At 68.2% G+C, this 24266-nt stretch carries 21 protein-coding genes and 1 other RNA gene; 12 read left to right on the top strand and 10 right to left on the bottom strand.

From position 1 onward, the window contains the following. Positions 1–20 precede the first annotated feature (20 nt). The 10 genes from COA17_RS14485 (at position 21) to COA17_RS14530 (ending at position 6691) form a co-directional block, all read left to right on the top strand. On the top strand, positions 21–710 hold the full coding sequence (locus tag COA17_RS14485) for an N-acetylmuramoyl-L-alanine amidase (RefSeq protein WP_096613403.1): 690 nt from the start codon (positions 21–23) through the stop codon (positions 708–710). 43 nt (positions 711–753) lie between these two features. Continuing rightward, positions 754–1152: RNase P RNA component class A (gene rnpB / locus COA17_RS14490), an RNA gene on the top strand. Positions 1153–1213: 61 nt separating this feature from the next. Continuing rightward, entirely contained in the window at positions 1214–1762 is a 549-nt protein-coding gene (locus tag COA17_RS14495) for a J domain-containing protein (RefSeq protein WP_066491815.1), read from the top strand. Then, complete coding sequence (locus COA17_RS14500; RefSeq protein WP_096613464.1) at positions 1759–2079, top strand: hypothetical protein; 321 nt, start codon at positions 1759–1761, stop codon at positions 2077–2079. The genes COA17_RS14495 and COA17_RS14500 overlap by 4 nt, the downstream gene beginning before the upstream one ends. A gap of 60 nt (positions 2080–2139) precedes the next feature. Then, positions 2140–3180: a COX15/CtaA family protein gene (locus COA17_RS14505; protein ID WP_096613405.1), complete on the top strand. Its 1041-nt coding sequence runs from the start codon at positions 2140–2142 to the stop codon at positions 3178–3180. Then, the gene (locus COA17_RS14510; protein WP_141397109.1) at positions 3177–3932 is read left to right on the top strand and encodes a hypothetical protein; all 756 of its coding nucleotides are present in this window, start codon (positions 3177–3179) and stop codon (positions 3930–3932) included. Before COA17_RS14505 ends, COA17_RS14510 begins: the two co-directional genes overlap by 4 nt. Before the next feature lie 131 nt (positions 3933–4063). Continuing rightward, positions 4064–4543, top strand: coding sequence for a 50S ribosomal protein L13 (gene rplM, locus COA17_RS14515; RefSeq protein WP_082741059.1), 480 nt, complete (start codon positions 4064–4066; stop codon positions 4541–4543). Next, positions 4543–5091 carry a 30S ribosomal protein S9 gene (gene rpsI / locus COA17_RS14520; protein ID WP_082741058.1) on the top strand — a complete coding sequence of 183 codons (549 nt, stop codon included), beginning with the start codon at positions 4543–4545 and terminating at the stop codon, positions 5089–5091. Before rplM ends, rpsI begins: the two co-directional genes overlap by 1 nt. Before the next feature lie 323 nt (positions 5092–5414). Beyond that, the gene (locus COA17_RS14525; RefSeq protein WP_245857826.1) at positions 5415–6050 is read left to right on the top strand and encodes a class I SAM-dependent methyltransferase; all 636 of its coding nucleotides are present in this window, start codon (positions 5415–5417) and stop codon (positions 6048–6050) included. Continuing rightward, on the top strand, positions 6047–6691 hold the full coding sequence (locus COA17_RS14530) for a hypothetical protein (RefSeq protein WP_231792280.1): 645 nt from the start codon (positions 6047–6049) through the stop codon (positions 6689–6691). The genes COA17_RS14525 and COA17_RS14530 overlap by 4 nt, the downstream gene beginning before the upstream one ends. Before the next feature lie 162 nt (positions 6692–6853). Here COA17_RS14530 and COA17_RS14535 read toward each other — a convergent pair whose 3' ends face one another. Continuing rightward, entirely contained in the window at positions 6854–8521 is a 1668-nt protein-coding gene (locus COA17_RS14535; protein ID WP_096613411.1) for an aminotransferase class III-fold pyridoxal phosphate-dependent enzyme, read from the bottom strand. A gap of 38 nt (positions 8522–8559) precedes the next feature. On the opposite strand from COA17_RS14535, the gene asd reads away from it, so the two are divergent. Continuing rightward, positions 8560–9441 carry an archaetidylserine decarboxylase gene (asd, locus tag COA17_RS14540; RefSeq protein ID WP_176484925.1) on the top strand — a complete coding sequence of 294 codons (882 nt, stop codon included), beginning with the start codon at positions 8560–8562 and terminating at the stop codon, positions 9439–9441. On the opposite strand, the gene COA17_RS14545 is transcribed toward asd, so the two are convergent. From COA17_RS14545 to COA17_RS14570, 6 genes are all read right to left on the bottom strand, one after another. Continuing rightward, positions 9413–11248, bottom strand: a complete 1836-nt coding sequence (locus tag COA17_RS14545) for a family 43 glycosylhydrolase (RefSeq protein WP_096613415.1) — start codon at positions 11246–11248, stop codon at positions 9413–9415. The two genes, asd and COA17_RS14545, sit on opposite strands and share 29 nt — an antisense overlap. 2 nt (positions 11249–11250) lie before the next feature. Next, complete coding sequence (locus tag COA17_RS14550) at positions 11251–11928, bottom strand: DUF6445 family protein (RefSeq protein ID WP_096613417.1); 678 nt, start codon at positions 11926–11928, stop codon at positions 11251–11253. Positions 11929–11986: 58 nt separating this feature from the next. Further along, a complete protein-coding gene (locus COA17_RS14555; RefSeq protein ID WP_066490864.1) occupies positions 11987–14974 on the bottom strand; it encodes a TonB-dependent receptor plug domain-containing protein in 2988 nt (995 codons plus the stop codon). Between the two features lie 197 nt (positions 14975–15171). Then, positions 15172–16701 carry a tryptophan halogenase family protein gene (locus COA17_RS14560; protein WP_176484926.1) on the bottom strand — a complete coding sequence of 510 codons (1530 nt, stop codon included), beginning with the start codon at positions 16699–16701 and terminating at the stop codon, positions 15172–15174. Next, positions 16698–18116: a glucoamylase family protein gene (locus COA17_RS14565; RefSeq protein WP_066490862.1), complete on the bottom strand. Its 1419-nt coding sequence runs from the start codon at positions 18114–18116 to the stop codon at positions 16698–16700. The genes COA17_RS14560 and COA17_RS14565 overlap by 4 nt, the downstream gene beginning before the upstream one ends. 1 nt (position 18117) lies before the next feature. Continuing rightward, positions 18118–19119, bottom strand: coding sequence for a LacI family DNA-binding transcriptional regulator (locus COA17_RS14570; RefSeq protein ID WP_096613421.1), 1002 nt, complete (start codon positions 19117–19119; stop codon positions 18118–18120). Positions 19120–19258: 139 nt separating this feature from the next. Here COA17_RS14570 and COA17_RS14575 point away from each other — a divergent pair, with 139 nt between their 5' ends. Next, on the top strand, positions 19259–21562 hold the full coding sequence (locus COA17_RS14575; protein WP_245857828.1) for a glycoside hydrolase family 3 N-terminal domain-containing protein: 2304 nt from the start codon (positions 19259–19261) through the stop codon (positions 21560–21562). A 35-nt stretch (positions 21563–21597) separates the two neighbouring features. Here the strand turns inward: COA17_RS14575 and COA17_RS14580 are convergent, their stop codons facing one another. Genes COA17_RS14580 through COA17_RS14590 form a run of 3 tightly spaced genes read right to left on the bottom strand, consistent with a single transcriptional unit; the run spans position 21598 to position 24139 of the window. Beyond that, positions 21598–22383, bottom strand: a complete 786-nt coding sequence (locus COA17_RS14580; protein ID WP_096613423.1) for an SDR family NAD(P)-dependent oxidoreductase — start codon at positions 22381–22383, stop codon at positions 21598–21600. A gap of 11 nt (positions 22384–22394) precedes the next feature. Continuing rightward, a complete protein-coding gene (locus tag COA17_RS14585; protein WP_096613425.1) occupies positions 22395–23576 on the bottom strand; it encodes a zinc-dependent alcohol dehydrogenase in 1182 nt (393 codons plus the stop codon). After that, positions 23573–24139, bottom strand: a complete 567-nt coding sequence (locus COA17_RS14590) for an SRPBCC family protein (protein ID WP_096613427.1) — start codon at positions 24137–24139, stop codon at positions 23573–23575. The genes COA17_RS14585 and COA17_RS14590 overlap by 4 nt, the downstream gene beginning before the upstream one ends. Positions 24140–24266 lie beyond the last annotated feature (127 nt).

Consider the following 24266-nt stretch of genomic DNA (forward strand, 5'->3'; position numbering starts at 1 on the left):
GTACAGGATCGGCGCACGCGATGAAGTGCGTCGAGATGCCGTCGCCCAATTTCAACGAACGCCGGCTGCCGATCACGATGATCGTGCTGCATTATACCGGCATGAAGACCGCGCAGGAGGCGATCGATCGTCTGCGCGACCCTGCCGCCGAGGTATCGGCGCACTATCTGGTCGACGAGGACGGCACGGTCGCGCGGCTGGTCGACGACGACAAGCGCGCCTGGCACGCCGGCAAGAGCCACTGGCGCGACATCGACGACGTCAATTCGGCGTCGATCGGCATCGAGATCGTCAATCCGGGGCACGAGCACGGCTATCGCCGCTTTCCCGAGCCGCAGGTCGATGCCGTGGTGCGACTGGTCGCGCATCTGAAGGACCGGTACGACATCACGCGCGGCAACATCGTCGGCCATTCCGATGTGGCGCCGACGCGCAAGCGCGATCCGGGCGAGCTGTTTCCGTGGCACCGATTGTCGCGGTTGCGGCTGGCGTTGCCGCGCCCGACGAAGAACCTGATGGACCCGTTCTGGGGCGAGGCGGCATTCTGCCTGGCGCTTGAGCGGTTCGGCTATGACGTGAGCGACCGTATGGCCGCAATCATGGCATTCCAGCGGCGCTTTCGCCCCGAGTTGATCGACGGGGAGATCGACGCGGAATGCCGCATGATCCTGCTGGCGCTGCTGCTGCCGCGGCCGCAGGGCGACGATTGAGGCGGCTTCCCTAAGACGCACCCGCGCGCTAGGGACGGGCGCGTCAGAGGGCCGGGCGGCCGCGTCATGTAGCGATACATGCCGAGGAAAGTCCGGGCTCCACGGAACGACGGTGGCGGGTAACGCCCGCCGGCCAAGGGCGCGAGCCCGCGGTTAGGGACAGTGCAACAGAGAGCAGACGGCCCGCGCCTCGGCGCAGGTCATGGTGAAAGGGTGCGGTAAGAGCGCACCGCGCGCGCCGGTAACGGCCGCGGCACGGTAAACCCCACCGGGAGCAAGACCGAATAGGGGCGGCATGGGCGCAAGCGTGTGTCCGGGGCGTGTTCCCGCCTGCTGCCCGGGTTGGTTGCTGGAGCGTGTCGGCAACGGCACGCCGAGAGGAATGGTCGCCCATCTTCCTTTTGGGAGTGGACAGAACCCGGCTTACAGGCCCTCTGACGTTTCCCGTTCGCCGGGCGGTGCGCGCTTGGCGCGGGCGGCGTGCGCTCCTATGTGCGGGAGGAATGGCACGTATACCCTCCCGATCGAACGACTGGGGCTTTCCCCGTTGGCGCGGCTATGGCGCCAACCGCGAAGCCACGACCGTGCGGCTGTGCGACCGCCACGGGTGCGAAGAGCCGGGCGATTGCCCCGCGCCCAAATCCCCCAACAGCCCCGACCGCTGGTATTTCTGCCAGACGCACGCCGCCGAATATAATCGCGGCTGGAATTACTTCGAGGGGCTGTCGGCCGAGGAAGCCGCGCAGCGCGAGGCGGACGAGCGGCGCGATGCGGGCGGTTTCACCCAGTCGAAGCATCAGCAATGGGCCGGGCCGGGTGATGGCACACGCTCGCGCGACGAGATGCGCGCGCTGGAGGTGCTGGAGCTGGAGGTCGACGCGACGTTCGACGACGTGAAGCTGGCGTGGCGGCGGCTCGCCAAGTCCTATCACCCCGACGTGCGCCCCGGTGACGCGGATGCCGCGGCGCGCTTCCACGCGATCCAGGCGGCGTATGAGGTACTGCGCACCGCCGAGGACGCGCGGACGTGGCGCCCCGGTGCGGCGGGATGAAGGACCATGTCCGTTCCCACTGGGATGCCGCGCTGCTGGTGTGCGGCAAATGTTCGAAGAAGGTGGGCGGCGGGTTCGGGCCGAAGGGCAAGCAGTCGCTGACCAGGGCGCTGCGCGACGAGCCCGGCTTCGGCAAGGGGCGCAAGGCGACGATCGGCGTCGTCGAGACGCGCTGCCTGGGTATCTGCCCGAAGGGCGCGGTGACGCTGGTCGACAGCCGCCGGCCGGGGCGCTGGCGGATCGTGCCGGCGGGGGCGGACGTGACCGCGCTGGCGCTGACGCTGGGTCGGGAGGCGGCTGAACAGGCGGCGGAATGACGCCCGCGGGATGATCGGGCGCGGGATAGCGGGGGCGGGTGCGATGCGCTACATTGCGCCATGCTTCAGGCCAGTTCCGGTTATTCCGTTTCCGCCCGTCCCGCGACCGTCGCGCGGTGGCTGTACATGGTCGCGGCGCTGATCGTCGCGATGGTGATCGTCGGGGGGATCACGCGGCTGACCGAATCGGGGCTGTCGATCACGCAATGGAAACCGATCAGCGGCATCGTGCCCCCGCTGAACGATGCGCAATGGCAGGCCGAATTTGCCAATTACCAGCGGATCCCGGAATATCAGGAGCTGAACCGCGGCATGACGCTGGCCGGGTTCAAGGCGATCTTCTTCTGGGAATATGTCCACCGGCTGCTGGGGCGAGTGATCGGGCTGGCCTTTGCCGTGCCGCTGGTCTGGTTCGCGGTGCGGCGGCGGATCCCGCACGGCTATGGCCGCCGGCTGACGGCGCTGCTGGCGCTGGGCGGGCTCCAGGGGGCGATCGGCTGGTGGATGGTCGCCAGCGGCCTGTCGGTACGTACCGACGTCAGCCATGTGCGGCTGGCGGTGCACCTGGGCACCGCGCTGTTCATCCTGGCGGGGATCGTGTGGACCGCGTGCGACCTGCGCGTGCTGGCCCGCAACCCGCTGGCGCGACCGGCGCGGCTGCGCGGCGTGGCGATCGCGGCGCTGGCGGCGCTGGCGGTGCAGATCGTGTTCGGGGCGTTCACCGCCGGGCTGGACGCGGGCTATGCCTTTGCCAGCTGGCCGCTGATGGGCGATGCGCTGTTCCCCGCGAACGTGCCGATGCTGGCGCCGGCGTGGACCAATGCGGTCGACAACCCTGTGGTGGTGCAGTTCATCCATCGCTGGCTGGCGTTCGTCGCCGCCGGCGCGCTGGTGTGGCTGGCGGTGCGCGCACGCCGCGCGGGCGCGCCGGGCGTCGCCGCGGCGGTCGTCGGGCTGGTCGCGGCGCAAATCCTGCTGGGGATCGCGACGCTGTTGACCGGCGTGCAGATCGTCATCGCGGTCGCGCATCAGGCGAATGCCGCGCTGTTGCTGATCGCCGCGGTATCGGCCGCGCATGTGGTGGGCCGCCGCGCGGCATGAGGCGATCTGTGTGGCTGGCGGGGGCGGCGATCATCGCCGCCGCGCCCGCCGATGCGCGCTTTGCTCCCGCCGCCGGCGCCTATCGCCTGGAACGGATTGAGGAGCGCGACGACGGGCAGCGGGTGCGGCGCTTCGCGATAACGCGGATCGTCACCTTAACGCGGCGCGGCGCTGGCTATGTCGCGACGATGCGGATCGTACCCGACAGCGTGGTCGGCGACGACGGCTATCGATCGGTGCAGCACGCCATGGCGGCGATGCCGGTGGACATCGAGCTGGACCGCGCGGGCCGGCTGACCGGCGTGCGCGATCGCGACGGGGCATGGGCACGGCTGCGCGCCGCGCTGGCGGCGATCGGTCCGGCGAATGCGGCGGCGTTGCGGCTGCACGACGCGGTGCCCGCCGCGCAGCGCGACGCGATCTTGGCCGAGCCGCTGACCGCGGTGATCGCGGCGGACCTGACCTCGCGCCGGACGGGCGAGCGCGAGGTCACGCTGCCCTATGCGCGCCACGACGGCAGTGCGGGCCGTGCGAGCGGCGTCGAGACGGTGCGGGCTGGTCGCGACGCCGCCGTCGTCGCGACGGAGGTCCGCAGCGCGGACGGTGCCGCGACCTTTGCGCTGCGCCGCCGGTTGACGCTGGAACCGCGCACCGGACTGGCCCGCGAGGTGGTGGAGGAGCGCCGCGCGCGCGACGGCGCCGCCTCGCTGGTGAAGACCATCACCCTCCGCCTGACCCCTGTGGTATCATAATACCCGTCAGGAATGCCCCCGAAATGTTGACTTTCGCGTGATGCGCCGGCAATGGGACCGCCAACGGCGCGCGTGTCCGGCGGGATGGCGCGTCTTTTTCTTTTCGACGCGAACATAAGGTCTGAAGCCCCATGAAGGCGCTGATGAAGACCACCAAGGCGGCCAAGCCGCACGAGGTGGAGAAGAAGTGGCACATCGTCGACGCCACCGACCTGGTGGTCGGCCGCGCCGCGGTAGTGATCGCCAACGTCCTGCGAGGCAAGCACAAGCCGTCGTTCACCCCGCACGTCGATTGCGGTGACAATGTCATCGTCATCAACGCGGACAAGGTGCGGTTCACCGGCAACAAGCTGACCGACAAGGTCTATTATAAGCACACCGGCTATGCCGGCGGCATCAAGGGCATCACGCCGCAGAAGGTGCTGGAGGGCAAGTTCCCCGAGCGCGTGCTGGAAAAGGCTGTGGAGCGCATGATCCCGCGCGGGCCGCTGGGCCGCCAGCAGATGCGCAATCTGCGCATCTTCAAGGGGGCCGAGCACCCGCATGAGGCGCAGAACCCCGAAGTCCTCGACATCGCCGGCATGAGCCGCAAGAACAAGGTGGGCGCATAATGTCCGACAACCGCCAGTCCCTTTCCGATCTGGGCGCCGCGCTGCAGCAGCAGCGCGAGGGCGCGGTCGAGCAGGCCGACGCCTCCGCCGAGGCCTATCTGGCCGGTGAGGTCGAAGCCCCCGTGCAGCGCGCGCCGCTGCGTGCGCAGGAACTCGACAAGTACGGCCGCGCCTATGCCACCGGCCGCCGCAAGGACGCCGTCGCGCGCGTCTGGCTGAAGCCGGGTTCGGGCAAGATCACGATCAACGGCCGCGACCAGGAAATCTATTTCGCGCGTCCGACGCTGCGCCTCGTCATCAACCAGGTGTTCGGCATCACCGAGCGCGAAGGTCAGTATGACGTGGTCTGCACCGTCAAGGGCGGTGGCCTGTCGGGCCAGGCCGGTGCGGTGAAGCACGGCATCAGCCAGGCGATCACCAAGTACGAGCCGGCGCTGCGCGCGCCGGTGAAGGCCGCCGGGTTCCTGACCCGCGACAGCCGCGTCGTCGAGCGTAAGAAGTACGGCCGCGCCAAGGCGCGTCGCAGCTTCCAGTTCTCGAAGCGCTAAGGCTGCGGGACGCGTCGGATCGCGATGGCGATCCGGCGTGCGCCACGGCGGACGGCGGGGCGGCGCGGTCGATCCCGTCCGACGGCGCGGCGTTCCGGTCGAAAGATATGCAGAGGGGCGATCCGGCGACGGGTCGCCCCTTTCGCGTCGGCTGTCCCTTTTGTGTCATGTGTCAGTCGCGCGTCGTTTCGGTGACGGCGCCGGTAACCCAATCGTCGTCACCGTGACATGAAAACCGGCGACAGCACCCTTACGACGTCGGGTCGCGAACCGGCCCCGCGCGCAGACTAGCGTAAGGTTGAGCGGCTGACATGACAGCGACGATGACGACGGCGGGCGTTGCCCAGGCCTATGACCGGTGGGCCCCCATTTACGATCTGGTATTCGGCCCGGTGTTCCGACAGGGGCGGGCGAGCGCGATCCGCGCCGCCGACCGGATCGGCGGACGCATCCTGGAGGTGGGCGTGGGCACGGGCATCTCGCTGCCCGGCTATGCTGCCGGCAGCCGGGTGACCGGTGTCGATATCTCCGAGGACATGCTGGACAAGGCGCGTGACCGCGTCGCGCGGCTGGGGCTGCGCAATATCGATGCGATCCGCGTCGGCGATGCCGAGGCGCTCGACTTCGCCGACCAGAGCTTCGACGTGGTGGTCGCGCAATATGTCGTCAGCGCGGTCGCCCATCCGGCGCGCGCGCTGGACGAGTTCGCACGGGTGTGCCGCCCGGGCGGCGAGATCATCATCACTACCCGTGTCGGCGCCGAACAGGGCGTGCGCGGCGCGATCGAGAAGACGCTGATGCCGATCACCAGCCGGCTCGGGTTCCGCACCGACTTCCCGTTCGCGCTCTACACCGACTGGATCGCGACGCGTCGCGACGTCGAACTGATCGAGAAGCGTGAGATTCCGCCGCTTGGGCATTTCTCGCTTGTCCGCATCGCCAAGCGGGAGAACGCATGATGCCGGCGATCCGCAAGCTTCGTTTCGAGGACGAACAGGGCAACCCCGGTTTCCGCGCACAACTGGCCGAGCAGCGCTGGGACGACCACCGTTTCTATCACCACGATCTGGTGAATCAGAGCCTGCATTTCGTCAGCGCCTGCACCTTCATGACCGCTTATGCGCTGTTGTTCGTCGATGTCGCGCTGGCCAGCCTGCTGGCGTGGGGCGTGGCGATGACCAGCCGTCAGGCGGGGCACTTCTTCTTCGAGCCGAAGGGCTACGATCATGAGAATGACGTCACGAATGAGTATAAGGAAGAGGTGAAGGTCGGTTACAACCTGATGCGCAAATATGTGCTGATGGGGCTGTGGCTGGCGGTGCCGGCCGTGCTGGCAATCCAGCCGACGCTGTTCGGGCTGCTGGACGAACCGGCGGGCGTCATGGGCTTCCTGCGGCATGTCGGGTTCGGCTGGCTGTTGCTGGGCGTGGGCGCGATCGTGCTGCGCGTGACGCAATTGTGGATACAGCGCGACCTGGAGACCGGCATCGTGTGGGCGACCAAGATCGTCACCGATCCGTTCACCGATTTCCGCCTGTATCGCGGCGCGCCGGTCAAGCTGCTGAAGGGCCAGCGATCGGACCATCACGCTGCGGTGTGAGGCGGGGCGGTCCGACGGGTAACCTCAGTGCGCGGTCGCCCCGGCGCAGGCCGGGGCCTCCCGCTGCTCCTGTCCCGCGTGAACGGCGGGAGATCCCAGCCTGCGCTGGGATGACGCCGTGGTTCAGGGCGCGCAGAGCGGGCCGAGCGTCTGACGAAGGCGCTAGCGCCCCAGCCGCGCGCGCAGCGCCTCCTTCAGCGCACGGCGGCGCAGCTGCTTGTCGGTCGCCTCGGGGCCGTCCCACCAGCCGTCCGCCTGCATCGCGCGCGCCGCTGCAACGAAGCGGCGGGCGATCTCGTCGAACAGCGCCTCGTCGATATCGAGGCTGAAGATCAGCCGACCGGTGCCGACCCAGCTGAGCGCCAGCCCCTCGGCGCGGAGGTAGTATTGCAGCATCCAGTTGTAGCGCGACGGGCGGGTGTAGAGCACCGTCCAGATCGTCGAGAGATTGGCGACGCCGACCGGCAGTCCGGCGTCGGCGAGCATCGCGTTGAGCCGCGCGGCGCGCGAGTCCCAGCGGTCGTCGAGGCCATCGTACAACGCGCGGATCTCCGGCGTCTCCAGCCGGCGCAGGAAGGCGTTGGTCGCCGCCATGACATAGGCGTGCGAGTTGAATGTGCCGCGCGCGAAGCAGATGTCGATCGGGCGATCGTCGCGCCATCGCTTCATCAGCTCGGCACGCCCGGTCAGCACCCCGATCGGCAGGCCGCCGCCCAGCGTCTTGCCCCAGGTGATCATGTCGGGTTGCAGGCCGAAGCGGCGCGCGACGCTGCCCGGCGCCAGGCGGAAGCCGACGAACACCTCGTCCATGATGAGGACGATGCCATTGGTGCGGCACACCGACGCCAGCCGCCGCAACCAGCCGGCATAGGCGTCCAGATCGGCGCCCGCGCGGCGGGCGCTGTCGACCAGCTGGCTGTCCGACGGGGCGCCGGCATTGGGGTGGAGCGCCTGGAGCGGGTTGACCAGCACGCAGGCGATATCCTTGCGCGTCGCCAGCACCTCCAGCGTGCGTTCCGACATGTCGGCGAGCGTCAGCGTGTTGTCGGCGGGGATCGGGTTGCCGATCCCCGGCTGCACATCGCCCCACCAGCCGTGATAGGCGCCCGCGAAGCGCACCAGCCGGCGTCGCCCGGTGTGGTAGCGGGCAAGCCGTACCGCCTGCATCACCGCTTCCGTGCCGGACATGTGGAACGACACCTCGTCCAGTCCCGACAGGTCGCGCAGGCGCCGGACATTGTCGGCGACGACGGGGTGGAACGCGCCCAGCACGCCGCCCAGCGGCTCGGCGGTTTCCAGCGCCTCGCGCATCGTCGCCTTGTAGAAATCGTTGCCGAACAGGTTGACGCCGTACGATCCGGTCAGGTCGATCATCCGGTTGCCGTCCAGGTCGACCAGCCACGCGCCGTCCGACCGTTCGAGGAAGGCGCCGCTGGGCAGTTTCTCGCGGACGACCGCGCTGAACGGGAAGGGCACGCGATAACGGCCGGTGAACTGCAGATCGGACAGGCCGGTGCGCGTCTCGGCGGTCAGCGCCAGCGTCTTCGGGAAACGCTGCGCAAACAGCACCGACAGGCGTTGCAGGCCGTCGCGGCGGCGGGCGGCGACCGCGTCATCGGCGCCGTCGGCGCGGAAGAAGGATTCCTCCGGGTGGGTGTAGAAGGGGATCTGCCCCGCCACCCGCTTGGCCATGCGGACATGCCCGCCCAGCGACGGATGCTTGGCGCGCGACAGGCGCAGGCGCGTGCGCGCCTTGGCGACGGCGACGATCCCGGCGGCGGTACCGGCGGCGATGGCGGTGATGGCGGCGGCAAGCTTGCTGTTCTGCATGGCGCCTTCCACTCCCTCACGATGACGCAGGTGTGACAATGCGCGGTGCTTTCCTTCGCCTGCTGATGCAGGAGGACCTGAATTTCCTGCTGACCAACCGCATCCCGCGGCGGCTGGCGACCCGGATCGTCGGGCGGATCGCGGCGATCGAGCATCCGCTGGTCGCGCGGCCGGCGGTGGCGGCGTGGCGGTTCTTTTCCGACGTCGACCTTTCGGATGCGGAAACGACGCGCTTCGCCAGCCTGCGCGACGGCTTCGTCCGGCGGCTGCGCCCCGGTGCGCGCGTGTTCGACGCCGATCCGGCGGTGATCGCCAGCCCGTGCGACGCGATCGTCGGCGCGCATGGGCGGATCGAGGGCGACCGCGTCTATCAGGTGAAGGGCTTTCCCTATCGCCTGGGCGATTTGATCCCCGACGCCGCGCTGGTCGAGCGCTATCGCGACGGGTCGTTCGTGACGCTGCGGCTGACGGCGGCGATGTATCACCGTTTCCACGCGCCCGCGGACCTGACGGTGGAGGGGGTGACCTATCTGTCGGGCGACTGCTGGAACGTGAACCCGATCGCGTTGAAGCGGGTCGAGCGGCTGTTTTGCCGCAACGAGCGCGCGGTGATCGAGACGCGACTGGATTCGACCAGCATGCCGATGCTGCTGGTGCCGGTCGCCGCGATCCTGGTGGCGAGCATCCGGCTGGGGTTCATGGACACCGAACGGTCGCTGCGCGAACAGGGCAGCGCGCGCGTCCCCTGCACCGCGCGTGCCGCGAAGGGGGACGAGATGGGGTGGTTCGAGCATGGCTCGACGATCATCGTGTTCGTGCCGCGCGGGGTGACGCTCGACCCCGCGCTGGCCGAGGGCGCGCCGATCCGCGCGGGCATGCCGCTCGCGCGGGTCAGCGGCGCAGCGGGCGACGCCGACTGAGCGGGGAGACCCCGCTGTCGTTGAACGCCTCCACCGCGACGACATAATCCTGACCGACGTCGAGCGCGCGCAGGTCGAGATATGAGCGCGCGCCGTCCGTCTTCACGGCATCGGCGAACACCTGATAGGTCAGCGTCAGGCGATCGGGGCGGATGCCCCAGCGCACGTTATAGCCGGTCGCGCCCCTCACCGGCGCCCAGGCGATGCGCGCATTGCGCGGGTCGCGGTCACGCGTGGCCGTGACACCCGCAGGGCGGGCGGGCGCCGTGCGGCCGCCGCTGCCGAACACGCGAATGTCGGCGATCGCAAGGTTGGCCGCGCCGACATGGCCGTGGACGTAGCGCAGGTAGCGCAGCGGAACGGGGCGGGGCAGCTCGAAATAGGCGTTCGGCCGGTCGCGCCGGTCAGCGCCGCTTTCGGTCTGTGCGATCGTCTCCCAGTGCGTGCCGTCCTGCGACGCCTCCAGTCGGAAATCGGTGTAGATGTCGTCGGCATCGCCGAATCGCCCGGACTTGTAGTCGGCAAAGTTCACCTGCACCGCGCGCGCGGACTTGATCGCGCCCAGGTCGAGCGTCAGCGTCTCGCCCGCTCGGTTGGCACTCGCCAGCCAGAAGGTGCGCGGGTTTTCGTCGGTGACGTCGGCGGCGGGGTGGCCGGCCTGGGTCGACGAAGCGGTCGCCGCGGCGCGGTAGGACAGCAGCATCCAGCCGGTGAACAGCGATTCCGGGTCGGCGACCGGCCCGTCGGGCATGCGGTGCGGAAAATCACCGAAGCGGGTCGAGACCGACATCTGCCCGTCCGCCGCGAAGGCCGCCGGCCACATCCCCACGCGCCGCTCGAACGTCCAGTTATAGCCGATCCACGGCGTCCCGGTGTTCCACCAATTGCCATAGGCGTCCTGAAAGGTGGAGCCGTGTCCGGCACCCTGAACGAACCCGCCCGGCTTGTACCCGACCGGGTTATACGGCGCATAGGTGAACGGCCCGAGCGGCCTGTCCGCGACATACACGCCGGTGGCGTAGACGTTATACTCCGTCCCCGGCGCACCATATTGCAGATAATAGCGCCCGCCGACCTTGTTGACCCACGCGCCCTCCATGAACGGCTTGATCGGCGTGCCGTCGGGCAGCCCGCCGCTGTGGTCCTGCCCGAAGCGTTCCCAGCCATGCACATCCGGGTGGAGCGACAGCAGCGGCGCGGCCGGCGCGTCATAGCGCATCCGCCCGTCCGCGAAGGTCACCGGCGCGCCGTACAGCGGGAAGACGTTCGAGGAATTCCAGTAGAGATACCAGCGCCGGTCGTCGTCCCGGAACAGCGCGGGGTCCCATGGCCCCGGCGGGATCTGCCCCGGCTTGATCGTATCCTCCAGCCCCGATTTCACCGCTCCGGGCAGCACCGGCATCCGCCGCACGAAGAAGTCGAGCTTTCCGCTGGCCGGGTCGCTGGTCGACAGGATCGTTCCCTGATCGGTCATCGACGGCATGATGAGCAGCCGGTCGCCGTCGGAGGTGACCGCGGGCGCGACGATGCTGTTCATCGGCCAGCGGCTGGGCGTGACGAAGCGCCAGCTCACCAGATCGTCAGACCGCCAGTATCCGTCGGCCAGCGTCAGGAACAGGTAATAGGCGCCCTTGAACCGCACGATCACCGGATCGGCGCCGGTGCGGTACGAAATCCCCTCATTGGTCTGTTCGAAATTGTAGCGATAATCGACGTCGATCGGATTGGCGTAGGTCTTGGCCGCCGCCGGGGCGGGGAGGGCGGGCAGCGACAGGAGGAGCGCGCCGGTGGCGAGGGAGCGGTGCATGGTCATTGCCCTTTGACGAACAGGTTGGCGGTCAGCCGGCCACGGCGCGGATCGGCATCGAGCGGCAGGTCGGGCGGGATGATACCGGAATGGAGCAGCGCGCCCTGATAGATGAGGACGCGCCCCGGCACGGCGGCGACGCGCCCGATCTCCTCGAACGCGGCATTGCTGCCGTGGATATAGCCGTCCAGCGTCGCCGATTCCCGCCGCGCCGCGGCGACGAAGGTGGCGAGTGTGGCGGGGGTCACCGCCTCGATCCCGGTCGACCGCTGGCGGTAGAAGGCGGTGCCGCTGCCCGCGACGCCGCCCAGAAAGTGCATCACCGCCAGATAGCGCGGATCGGTGGAATCGACATGCGGCGCGCGCTGCGCCGGGGCAAGCCGGCTGGGGGGCGTGGTGACGATCGAGAAGCTCGCCTCGATCAGGTCGAACCCGTCCATGTCGAACGCGCCGCCGACATAGGGCGCACACGCCTCCAGAAGCGCACAGGCGTAGGCGAAGGCGCCGCCGTCCGCCTCATGCAGGACGCGGCGCACCCCCGGATAATTGGGGTTCGGCCCGCGTGGGAAGGGCGCGAGCGCGGCGGCGAGATCGACCACGCCGGCGGGATCGATATCCAGCCCGTCGAGTTGGACGACGCGATGCTCGCCCTTCCCGAAGCGAAGCAGCTGCGGGACCATCGCCGCTCTCCCGGTGGAACAGGAACGGGGCGATCGGCACACGATCGCCCCGACCGGATCAGAAGCGGTACTTCAGCCCCGCCTGGAACGAGCGGGCGTAGCCGATCGTGCCGTTCTCTTCGAGCGGCGGGTTCGCGCCCGACCCTGCACCCCAGGTGCTGTAGGTCCGGTTCACCCAGTCGAAGACGTTGAAGACCGACAGATCGGCCTGCAACTCATGCCCCCAGGGCGTGCGGAACCGCTTGGCGAGTTTCAGGTCGAGGTTCTTGTACGCAATGTCCTGCTTCGGCGACAGCGGGCCGCCGTCGTTGAAGTAGAGGCAGCCGCTGCAGTTGGGCGGCTTGACGTCGAAATTGACGTTGCCAAAGCGCGGCCCCGACGCCAGCGTCAGCGTGCCGGACAGCTGGAAATCGAGCGGCAGGTCGCCAATCGCGGTGCCAACGAATCGCCACCGCTCCAGCCCCGCGGTCGGCTGCCAGCCGAAGGCGTCCTGGCGACCGGCGTTGAACATCTCGGCTTCGTTGAAGGCGCGGCCGACGTTCGACTTGGCATCGGAAATCGTCAACGCCGTGGTGAAGCCCCAGCCGGATTCGCGGGTGTAGCCCTTCTCCGCAGTGACGAAGAGCGCGGTGTACCGCTGCTCGCCGATCGAGGAGCCGATGTTCAGACGCCCGGTATAGCCGGGGACGAACATGTCGGGGCTCATCGCGCCCGGATCGCGGATCCACGCATCGCCGCCATCGGTGTAATTGCCGTTGGTCTGGCGGTTGCCGCGCACATACATGAACGAATTGTGCGAGCGGTTGTGCGCGACCGCCACCGAGGTCTGGACCGCGCCGAGCCGCTTGCGCACACCCAGCGTGAACTGGTCGGTGTAGGGCACCTTCACGTCGTTGTTGATGACCCAGATGTCGCCCGACAGTCCGCCCGATGCGACACCGCTGCGCAGCGCCGCCGGATCGCGGAACGCCGGGTTCCAGCGGAAGACGCCGTTGCCGGCGGCCGCGCCCGGCGTCGTCGGCGTTCCGGCGGGGCAGGCGGGCAAACCGTTCTCGCCGCAGAAGGTCACGTTGATGTCGCTACGAACGTTGTTGAAAAGTCGTTCGAGGCTGGCGAGGTAGAAGATGTTGCGATCGTAGTAGCGGCCGGCGCCGGTGAAGAACACCAGATCGCGGTCGCCGTTGACGTCGTAGCTGAGCCCGATGCGCGGTTGGAATGCGCCCTTGAACGGATCGCGCTTCGTTCCGTCGGTGATGTACCGCTCGGGATCGATACCCGCGGCCTTCCACGGCTGGTAGTTGCGCAGTGCGGTCGCGATCTTTTCCGGCGTCACATACTTGTTGTTGAAATTGTTCGACTCGTAATCCCAGCGCAGGCCGGCGTTGAGCGTCAGATGCTCGTTGATCGTCCAGTCGTCCTGGATGAACAGGCCGACCTGCGTGTTCTTGGCTTCCAGCGGTTCCGGGGGACGAAGCGAGATCGTCGCCGCATAAGGGATGCTGTTGGCAAGCGTGGTGAAGTTCGGCGCGGCGAAGCGATATTGGCCGTTGCCGAATGCATCTTCGACACGGCTGAGCGTGACGCGCGAAACGCGCACGCCGGCCTTGAAGACGTGGTTCTCGGCACCGGTGTAGGTGAAGTTGTTGCGCAGCGTGTCAGCGCTTTGGTCGTTCGCCTGCTGGAACGAGTTCGCGCCGAAGAACAGCAGGTCGCCGCCGCCGGTGTTGTTGGCGGTGATGAGATATTCCGGGCCGGTCGTGATCGTCGGCGTGCCGGTGAAGCTCTTGAACTTGCTGAGCGTCAGCTCGTTCAGCCAATTGTCCGCACGGTGGTTCCACTCGAACTGGTAGTTCTCGCTCTGCGTGCCGATGTCGCGACCGTTCTCGAACGCGCGATTGCCGCCATAGTCGCGAAGGTCCTGTTCCTCGCGGCGGAAATAGCTCGCGTTGATAGTATCGGCCTCGGACGCAAACAGCGTCAGCTTGCCGAAATACAGGTTCTGGTTGAACTTTGCCGCGAAGGTGCCCGCCAGCAGGCTGGAAAGCTGCGACGGGATGCCAGCGCCGGTGGTGACGATGATCGCCGGGTTGGTACGGCGCGTCCCTTCGTAGGCGGCGAAGAAATGCAGCTTGTCGGCGATGATCGGTCCGCCCAGGTCGGCGCCGAATTCATAACGCTTATAGTCCGGCTTCTCGTTGAAGCAGGTCTTGGTCTGATCGGTTGCGCACGGGAAGCCGGGGTTGTTCGCGTTGCCCGGGCGTTCGAAATACGGCCGGCCGAACCACGCCTTCGGAATGAAGGTGCCGAACACGCCGCCGTGGAACTTGTTGCCGCCGGTCTTGGTGACCGCGGTGATGATCGCCGACCCGGCCTGCTCGAACTCGGCCTTGTAGTTCTGCGTCTCGACGCGGAATTCCTGGATCGCCGACTGCGGGAAGGGGTTGCCGCCAGAGAAATTCTGGCCGGCGACGCCACCGAAGCCGACGTTGTTCTTCTGGCTGGTGCCGTCGATGAACACGTTGATGTTCTCGGAGCTGTTGCCGCCTGACTGGATGCGCGCGTTGTTGACGTCGGGGTTCAGCGTCACGCCGGGGGCGAGCGCGGCGAAGTTCAGGAAGTTACGCTGGGTCTGCGGCAGGCTTTCGATCTGTTGCGGCGACACGTTGGTGGCGATCGTGGCGGTGCGCACCTCTGCGCGTGGGCGCCGACCGATGACCACCACGTCCCCCGCCTGAACCTCCTGGACCGGGGTCAGATCGACGGTAACGACCGTGGCGACGGGAACGGTGACCGACTGCGACCGCTCGCCCGCCTTGACCTGATAGCTGGACGGGCGAAGGCCGGCGAGCGTGAACGTGCCGGCGGCGGTTGCGGTCGTCGTGACCGAGCGCCCCGTCACCGTGTCGGTCGCCGTCACCGTCGCACCCGCCGGGGCGCCGCTGCCCTGGATCGTGCCGACCGTCTGCGCAACGGCCGTCGGCGCGACGAAAAGCGATGCCATCGCGGCGGACGAGATGCCCAGCGCGAACGCATGACGCGAAAGCAAGCGAGACCGCATTTCAGTTCCTCCCCATACCGGCCCTGTGAAACCGGTTACAAATCATCATTAGAACCAGTCCGGGTTTCCGCCCGTAACCGGTTACACCACGCGACGAACAATCCCCTGTTCCGTCCCGCTCTGGAAGCGCCAAAGCCGCTCGAAAGTCAATCCGCTTCGGCCGCACGTTGCTACGGCGGCGGCGCTCAGCGCGCGGGTGTGGCCGCCGCGCTACAGTTGCGCGCCACGAAGGCGGCGTGATCGGGCATCCGAGCCGACACGTCGTCGATCACCGCCTCGATATCGCGCAGATAGGCCAGTGCATCGGCGTCCGGGATCAGATCGACCATCGGATCGTGCCGCATCGCCAGTCCCTGGCCGATCAGCACCTGCACCCAGCTTTCCTCACGGAACAGCTCGGCGCGCGAATGGAGGAAGAAGCGCGCGGAGGTGCGGAACAGCTCCAGCCGCTCGGCCAGCGAATCCGGGATCGCCATATGTTTCACGTACGCCCAGAACGGCGTGTCCTCGCGTTCGGTCACCTTGTAATGCGCGATGATGAAGTCGCGGATGTCGGTCATCTCGAACGCCGTCTGGCGATTGTATTCGGCGACGTCGGCGGGCTTCACGCCCTCGCCGGGGAACAGCGCGACGAGGCGCAGCAGGGCGGTCTGGATCAGGTGGATGCTGGTCGATTCCAGCGGCTCCAGGAAGCCGCTCGACAGGCCGATCGCAACGACGTTCTTGTCCCAGGCCCGCAGGCGCCGGCCGGGGACGAAGCGGACCGGCCGCGGATCGGCGAGCGGTGCGGCGTCGAGGTTCGCGAGCAGCGTGGCGGCGGCATCATCATCGGAAATGTAATCGCTGGCATAGACATGCCCGTTGCCGATGCGGTGCTGGAGAGGGATGCGCCATTGCCAGCCGGCGTCGCGCGCGGTGGAGCGGGTATAGGGGGTCAGCGGCGCGATGCTGGCACAGGGCACCGCCAGTGCGCGGTCGCACGGCAGCCAGTGGCGCCAGTCCTCATAGCCGACGCCCAGCGCCTGGCCGAGCAGCAGCGACCGCATTCCCGAACAGTCGACGAACAGGTCGCCGTCGACCGTGCGCCCGTCCGCCAGCACGACATGGTCGACATGCCCGTCCTCGCCGCGGCAGATGGTGTCGACGATCCGCCCCTCGATCCGGGTGACGCCGCGCGCCTCCGATTGGGCGCGCAGATGCCGGGCGAACAGCGAGGCATCGAAATGATAGGCATAGTCCAGCCCCGCCAGCGGCGAATCGGGGTTGCGCGCATCGGGCATGCAGAAGCGGTTGCGGCGCGCCGCCAGACAGTTGAGCGCATAGGCGTCGAACGGCTTCGCCTGCCCGCGCGCGGCATATTTCAGCCAGAATTGATGGGTGTGCAGCCACAGCAGATCCTGGCCGATCGTGCCGAAGCCGTGGATGTAGCTGGTCCCCTTCGCGCGCCAGTCGACGAATTCGATGCCCAATTTGAACGTCGCCTGGGTCGCGCGGATCATCTCCACCTGGTCCAGCCCGGCCAGTTCCATGAAGGTGCGGATCGCGGGGATCGTCGCCTCGCCGACGCCAATCGTGCCGATCTCGTCCGATTCGATCAGGCGGATATCGAACCCGCCGCCCGCGAACAGCCGCGACAGCAGCGCGGCGGCCATCCACCCCGCGGTGCCGCCGCCGACGATCGTGACCTTGCGCACCGCGCGGCTTGTCTCGCTCATCGCGCCAGCCATCCGCCGGTGAAGCCCGCGCGTTCCAGCCCGCGGCGGATCACGGGCGAGCGGCGCATCACGCGCCAGACGCCTTCGTCGCGGGTGTTGGCGATCGCGCCCAGGATCGCGCCCTGGTCGATGCCCAAATAGTCCTTGGCGATCCAGCCGCTCGTCTTGCTGACCGTGCCGGTCGATACCGTGGGCACATCATAGCGGAAGCTGGGGTTGAAGCTGTCGAGGAAGCCGTAGCGGCCGTACAGGCCCGGCCAGCGGCGCATGGCGTTGGCGGCCGGCACGACGATTTCCGGCGCGAACGCCAGGCTGCCGAGCGCGGCGGTGGGGGCGATCGTGCCGTCGTCGCGCTCGTCCGGCTGGCCGAGCGGACCGCGCGCGGCATAGCCGTAGAAGGTCGCCTGCCGCCCCTTGAACGGCAGGGTGACGTCGGCGGGGCCGTCGCAGGCGGTCAGCCCCCAGATGTCGCGGCCATAGCCGTCCCAGCGCATCGGATTGGCGATGCAATAAGCCCGGTTGGCATAGGTGGCGCGGCGGCTGTTCTCGAAATAGTCGAGGCGTTCGCGACGCATCGTCGCATCGCGAATGCCACGGAAATCGATCCACATCTGGCTGTACTGATGGCCGAACAGCGGTGCAAAGGCGAGGTGGCGGGTCGTGCCTTCGCCGCGCCAGAAGGCGGGATAGGTCGCCGCCCAGGCATCCCATGCGCCGTCCGCCAGCGGCCGCGCGCCGGAACCCAGGCCGACGACATAGACCATCATCCCTTCGTTGTAGCCATCCCACGCGCGCTCGATGAAGCCGCGTTCGGGGTGCCAGCCCATCGACACGGTGCCGCGATCGTTGGTGAACCAGCGCCAGTCGGCGCGGTCGACGATCCGCTGGGCCAGCCGACGGATTTCCGCCTCGTCCGCGTCGTCACGGTCGTACCAAGCGCCTGCGAACAGGATGCCCAGGAACAGCAAGGTCGTATCGACGCTGGACAATTCGGTCTCGCGGAAGCGCAGTCCCGTTTCCATGTCGAGGAAGTGATAGAAGAACCCTTTGTGCCCGGCGGTGCCACTCCGGGCGTCTCCCTGCGGCAGCGTGTCGAAGGTGCGCAGCGTCGCAAGGGTCCGCGCACGCGCCTGGGCGCGGGTGATCCAGCCGCGCTCCACCCCGATCGGATAGCCGGTCAGCGCGAAGCCGACCGCCGCGATCGAGGAGAAGGCCGGGGTGGGCCAGCGATCCGGCACCAGCCCGTTGCGCGGATTGGCGAGGTTCCAGAAGTAGTCGAACGTGCGCCGTTCCAGATCGCCGAACCACGTCGGCAGCGCATTTGCGGCCGGTGCGGCGGCGGCCGGGGCGAGGCCGGCGGCGCCCGCGGCCATGGCCCCGCCCAGCAGGGTGCGACGGTCGGTGACGATGGTCATGTCAGAAGGTCTCCGGGGCGCCGCTGCTACGGCGGACGATCAGTTCGGGGATGATGAGATCGGGGTCGCGCGCGCCTTTGGCCCCCGGCGAGATCAGCGCCAGCAACCGGTCGATCGCGCGCGATCCCATGTCGACGAGCGGAACATGCGCGGTGGTCAGCCCCAGGTAGCGCGACAGCGGCACGTCGTCGAAACCGGTCACCGCCACCTGTGCCGGCACCTGCCGCCCGGCGTCGCGCAGCGCCTGTAGCGCGCCGAACGCCATCATGTCGTTGGCGGCGACGATCGCGTCGAAGTTCGTGCCCGCCGCGATCAGCGTGGCGACCGCGGCGAGGCCCGCTTCCTCGAAGAAATCACCGTCGACGATCTCCACCGGGGCGTCCGGGAAATAGTCGCGCATCGCGGCGGTGAAGGCATCGCGGCGGGCGACCGCATCGACATTGCCGGCGGGGCCGGCGATATGGACCGGCGCGCGCCGCCCGGTCGCCGCCAGATGCGCGACCGCGGCGCGGATGCCGGCGGCGTTGTCGACGCGGATCCCCGCGCGATCGCCCGACGGAACGGTATTGAGCATGACCGTCGGCAGTCCGCGCGGCAGCGCCGCCTCCAGCGCGTCGGCGGTCAGGTGCGGGGCCATCACGATCAGTCCGTCAACCCGCCCGCGCATCGTGCGCAGCGCCTGCGCCGCCAGATCGGCATCGGCGTGCATGTTCGACAGCAAAAGGTGATAGCCCGCAGGCGTCACCGCGCGGTCCATGCCGCGCACGATTTCCGAGAAGAATTCCCCGTGCAGATCGGGCAGGACAACGCCGATCGCCTGCGTGCGCGCCAGCGACAGGCTGCGCGCGCCGGCATGGGGCACATATCCCAGCGCTTCGATCGCGGCGCGCACCCGCTCGCGCATATCGGGATGCACGTTGGCATGGTTGTTGAGCACGCGGGAGACGGAGGCGACCGATACATCGGCGGCGCGGGCCACATCGCGAATCGTCGCCGACGCCATGATCCTGCCACGCTCCCCTTCCAGAATTCGTTTGCCGCCTTTGCCCGGCCAGGTCTACGTAACCGGTTACATGGTTCGGTGGAAGCGATTTCGAATCGCCCGCGGGCCCGGCTGAGCAGCCGTCAGGGAGAGAAATGGGATGATCGATACGACCACCAGCACGCGCCCCGCATCCGGCACGATCACGCGGCGCGGCGCGCTGCTGGGTGCCGGTGCGATTGCGGCCTGGGCCGCGAGTCCGGCGCGGGCGATGCTGGACGCGGCGGAGGCGGACGGGCTGCCGGCGTCGGTCGAGGCGCTGATCGGGCGGATGACCATCGAGGAGAAGTGCGGGCAACTGAACCTGATGCCCGCCGCCTGGGGCGGCGGCGTGGCCACCGCGCTGAACCCGCCCAGCAACGGCCCCAGCTTCGACGGGCAACTGGCCGATGTGGTCGCCGGGCGGATCACCGGCGTGTTCAACGGCAATGGCGCGGAAATGGCGCGTCGGATGCAGACCGCGGTGATGCGCCAGTCGCGGCTGAAGATCCCGCTGATCTTCGCCGCCGACGTCATCCATGGCCATCGCACGATCTTCCCGGTGCCGGTGGGCGAGGCGGCGAGCTTCGAACCCGATCTGGCACGGCGCACCGCGCGGGTCGCCGCATACGAGGCGGCGGGCGCGGGGATCGACTGGACGTTCTTCCCGATGGTCGACATCGCGCGCGACCAGCGCTGGGGCCGGACGATGGAGGGCGCCGGCGAAGACCCGCGGCTGGGCGAATTGTTCGCGGTGGCGCGGGTGAAGGGCTTCCAGGGCAATGACCTGACGGCGAACGATGCGGTGATGGCGTGCGTGAAGCATTTCGCCGCCTATGGCGCGGGCGAAGCGGGGCTGGACTATAACAGCGTCGACCTGTCCGAACGGACGCTGCGCGAAGTCTATTTGCCGCCGTATCGCGCGGGTTTCGGCGCCGGCGCGGGCAGCGGCATGGCATCGTTCAACGAGATCGCGGGCATCCCGTCGCACGGCAATCCGTGGCTGTTGCAGAAGATCCTGCGCGACGAATGGGGGTACAAGGGGTTCATCGTCGGCGACTACACCGGCGACGAGGAGATGATCGCCGCTGGTTTCGCCAAGGATTCGCGCGATGCGACGCGGATCGCCTTCCTGGCGGGCGTCGACATGTCGATGGCCAGCAACAATTACTGGCTCCACCTGCCCGGGCTGGTGCGCGACGGCACGGTGCCGCAGGAGGCGCTCGACCGCTCGGTCCGCCGCGTGCTGGCCGCCAAGCATATGCTGGGGCTGTTCGACGATCCGTTCCGCCGTATCGACGCGAAGCGCGAGAAGGCGCGCACCCGCGCCAAGCCGAGCCTGGCGCTGGCGCGCGACGCGGCGCGGCGGTCGATCGTGATGCTGAAGAACGACGGCGACGTCCTGCCGCTGTCGAAAGCGGCGAAGGTCGCGCTGATCGGGCCGTTTGCCGAGGGTCAGCATGATCTGAACGGGCCATGGGTGGTCTATGGCGACAATGCCCAGGCGGTCGATCTGGCGGCCGGCGTGCGCGCGGCGGGTGTCGCCAGCGTGACGGTGACCGCGGGATCGGGAGTCGAGCAGGCGCTGCCCGGCGGGATCGCGGCGGCGGTCGCGGCGGCGCAGGCCGCGGACGTCGTCGTGCTGGCGATCGGCGAATCGGAAGGCATGTCGGGCGAGGCGCAGTCGCGTACCGAGATCGTCGTGCCCGCGCCGCAGCAGGAGCTGGCCGAGGCGGTGGCGAAGACCGGCAAGCCGGTGGTCGTCGTCCTCAAGAACGGGCGCGGGCTGGCGCTGGCGGGCGCGGTGCGCGCCGCGCCGGCGATCCTGGTGACGTGGTTCCTGGGGTCGGAGAGCGGCCATGCGATCGCGGACGTGCTGTTCGGCGCCTACAGCCCGTCGGGACGCCTGCCGTGCAGCTTCCCGTATGAGAGCGGGCAGGAGCCGTATCATTATGCGCACAAGCCGACCGGGCGCCCGGCGGCGGCGCTGAGCGATCCGTACAAGGCGAAATATCGCACGACGTTGAACGAGGCGCTGTATCCATTCGGCCACGGCCTGACCTATGGCAAGATCGCCTATTCCGACCTGCGGTTGCCCGCGACCATGGCGTGGGACGGGACGCTGGAGGTGTCCGCGACGGTGGCCAACACCGGTACGCGCGGGGCGGAGGAGGTGGTGCAGCTGTACATCCACGATCATGTCGCCAGCATCACGCGCCCGGTCCGTGAGATGAAGGCGTTTCGCAAGGTGGCGCTGGCGCCGGGCGCGCGGGAGACGGTGACGTTCAAGCTGACCCGTGCCGATCTGGAGTTCATCGGGCTGGAGATGACGCCGACCGTCGAGCCGGGACAGTTCGACCTGTGGATCGCCCCCTCCGCCCAGGCCGAGGGGGTGAAAGGGACGTTCGAGCTGCGCGCGGCCTGACCGCGCGACGCCCCCTTTGCCACGGCAGGGGGGCGTCAGTCCTTCGCGCTGCCCGGCTCCGCCATGTTGCGGTGCATCCGCGCGGTCACTTCGGGCGGGACGACATGTGCGACCGCGGCCTGTAGCTTGTTCTTCCAGCCCGACACGATCGAGTGCCGCCCGGCCATCAGCGCGTCCCAGCCGTCCTGCGCCACCTTGGCCGGATCAGACTTACCGTCCGAGGTGCCGACGTCGGTGTCCATCATATCGGCACGGTCGAAGAATTCGGTATCGACCGGTCCCGGCATCAGCGTGGTCAGCGTGACGCCCCGGTGATCGCGCAATTCGTCGCGCAGCGCGTCGGTGAAGCTGTCCACGAACGCCTTGGTGCCGTTATAGACCGCCTGGAAGCTGCCGGGGATGAAGCCGGCGATCGACCCGGTGACGAGCACCTTGCCCGCGTCGCGCGCCGCCATGTCGCGCAGCACGCGCTGCAACAGATAGAGCGTGCCGGTGATATTGGTGTCGACGACGCGGCGCCAGTCGGCGACGTCCTGTTCCAGAAACGCGCGACCCAGCCCGCGCCCGGCATTGGCGCACAACAGGTCGATCTGCCGGCCCTGTGCCGCGGCGAGCAGCCGGTCGACCCCCTCGATGGTCGACAGGTCCGCCTCCACCCCGCGCACCTCGGTGCCGAACTGGCGGAAATCGGCGGCGGCGGCATCGATCAGCGGCTCGTCCGCCACGACCAGAATGTCGTAGCCGTTCCTCGCCGCCAGCGTCGCCAGCTCGAACCCGATGCCGGTCGAGGCGCCGGTAATAATTGCGAATCTGTTTGCCATGTTTGCTCTCCTCAGCGGTCCATGCCGGGTTTCAGGACGATCTTGGTCACCTCGTCCTGCTGATCGTGGAACAGGCGATAGCCCTCCGGCCCAGCGCTGAGCGGCATCCGGTGCGAGATGAGGAAGGTGGTGTCGATCTTCCCCTCGAGGATCGCGGTCAGCAGCGCGGGCAGATAGCGTTGCACATGGGTCTGCCCGGTCTTGAGCGTCAGCCCCTTTTCCATGAAGGCGCCAAGCGGCCATTTGTCGACGAACCCGCCATAGACCGCCGGCATCGATACGCGTCCGCCCTTGCGACAGGCGATGATCGCCTGGCGGTTGGCGTGCGCGCGGTCGGTTCCCAGGAAGGTCGACGCCTTGATCTGGTCGATGACATTGTCGACGAAGAAGCCGTGCGCCTCCAATCCGACCGCGTCGATGACTGCGTCGGGGCCGATCCCGCCGGTCATCTCCATCAGCGCGTCATAGACCGCCGTTTCCTCGTAATTGACGATCTGCGCGCCGAAGCGTTTGGCGAGCGCGAGACGATTGGGGAAATGGTCGATCGCGATAACGCGCTCGGCGCCCATCAGGAACGCCGACTGGATCGCGAACAGTCCGACCGGGCCGCAGCCCCATACCGCGACCGTATCGCCCGGTTCGATGTCGGCATTCTCCGCCGCCATCCACCCGGTGGGCAGGATATCGGAGAGGAACAGGACCTGTTCGTCCTCCACCCCGTCGGGCACGACGATCGGGCCGACGTCGCTGAACGGCACGCGGACATATTCCGCTTGGCCGCCGGCATAACCGCCGGTCATGTGGCTGTAGCCGAACAGCCCGCTCATCGGCTGACCGTACAATTCCCGCGCGATATCCTGATTGTCGGCGGGCAGGCCGTTGTCGCAGGCGGAAAATTGCTGCTTCCCGCAATGGTAGCAACTGCCGCACGAGATGGTGAAGGGGACGACGACGCGCTGGCCCTTCGTCAGCGTCGATTGCGGGCCGACCTCGACCACCTCGCCCATGAATTCATGGCCCAGGATATCGCCCGCCTGCATCGTCGGGATGTAGCCGTCGTACAGGTGCAGGTCGGAGCCGCAGATGGCGGTCGACGTCACCTTGATGATGGCGTCGCGCGGGTTGACGATGCCGGGATCGTCGACGGTGTCGACGCGCACGTCGTGCTTTCCATGCCATGCGACCGCTTTCAAAGCCCCATCTCCTCGAACTGGCGCCTGTTCATCGCCGGGGTGGCGATCTCGCCGGTTTCCATCAGTTGCTTGAACCGGCGCAGATCGCGGCGCGCCTGGATCGCGGGTTCGCGCTGGAACATCTTGGCGATCACCTTCCCCACGATCCCGCCGGGCGGGTCGTAGACGATCGTGGCGGTCACCACCGTGCCGCGCGCGCCCGCGTCGCGGAAGGTGATGCGGCCCGAATTGGGGACGTCGGCGCCATCCTCGCTGGTCCATTCCAGCAGGCTGTTCGCTTCCTGCGCGGTCAGCCGCGCATTCCATTCGACGGTGCCGCCGCCGGGCGCCTTGACCGCCCAGTGCGATCGCGTGTCGTCGAGCAGATCGACCGTGACGACATTCTCCATAAAGGTCGGCAGGTTGGTGAAATCGCGAAAGAACGCATAGACCTCGCCTACCGGGCGGTTGATCGTCACCGCCTGCGCGGTGATCGCATCGCCGGTATCGTGCGCGAAGGCGTCGCCCGCGGCGTGCGGGTGCTTCGACGCGGCGGCGGACCCGTCGTCGTGCTGTTCGGCCATGGGGCGGCTCCGTTGTTGCGAAGCCGGTCAAGCGCGGGGTGGCCGATCCTGTTCCGATGAAAAATCAACTGGTTGATGTGGATCAGCGCGTATCTTGGCAGCGGGGGTGCGGCCGCGAATGTTGCGA

It is taken from the genome of Sphingomonas ginsenosidimutans (assembly GCF_002374835.1).
Classification (GTDB): Bacteria; Pseudomonadota; Alphaproteobacteria; order Sphingomonadales; family Sphingomonadaceae; genus Sphingomonas; species Sphingomonas ginsenosidimutans.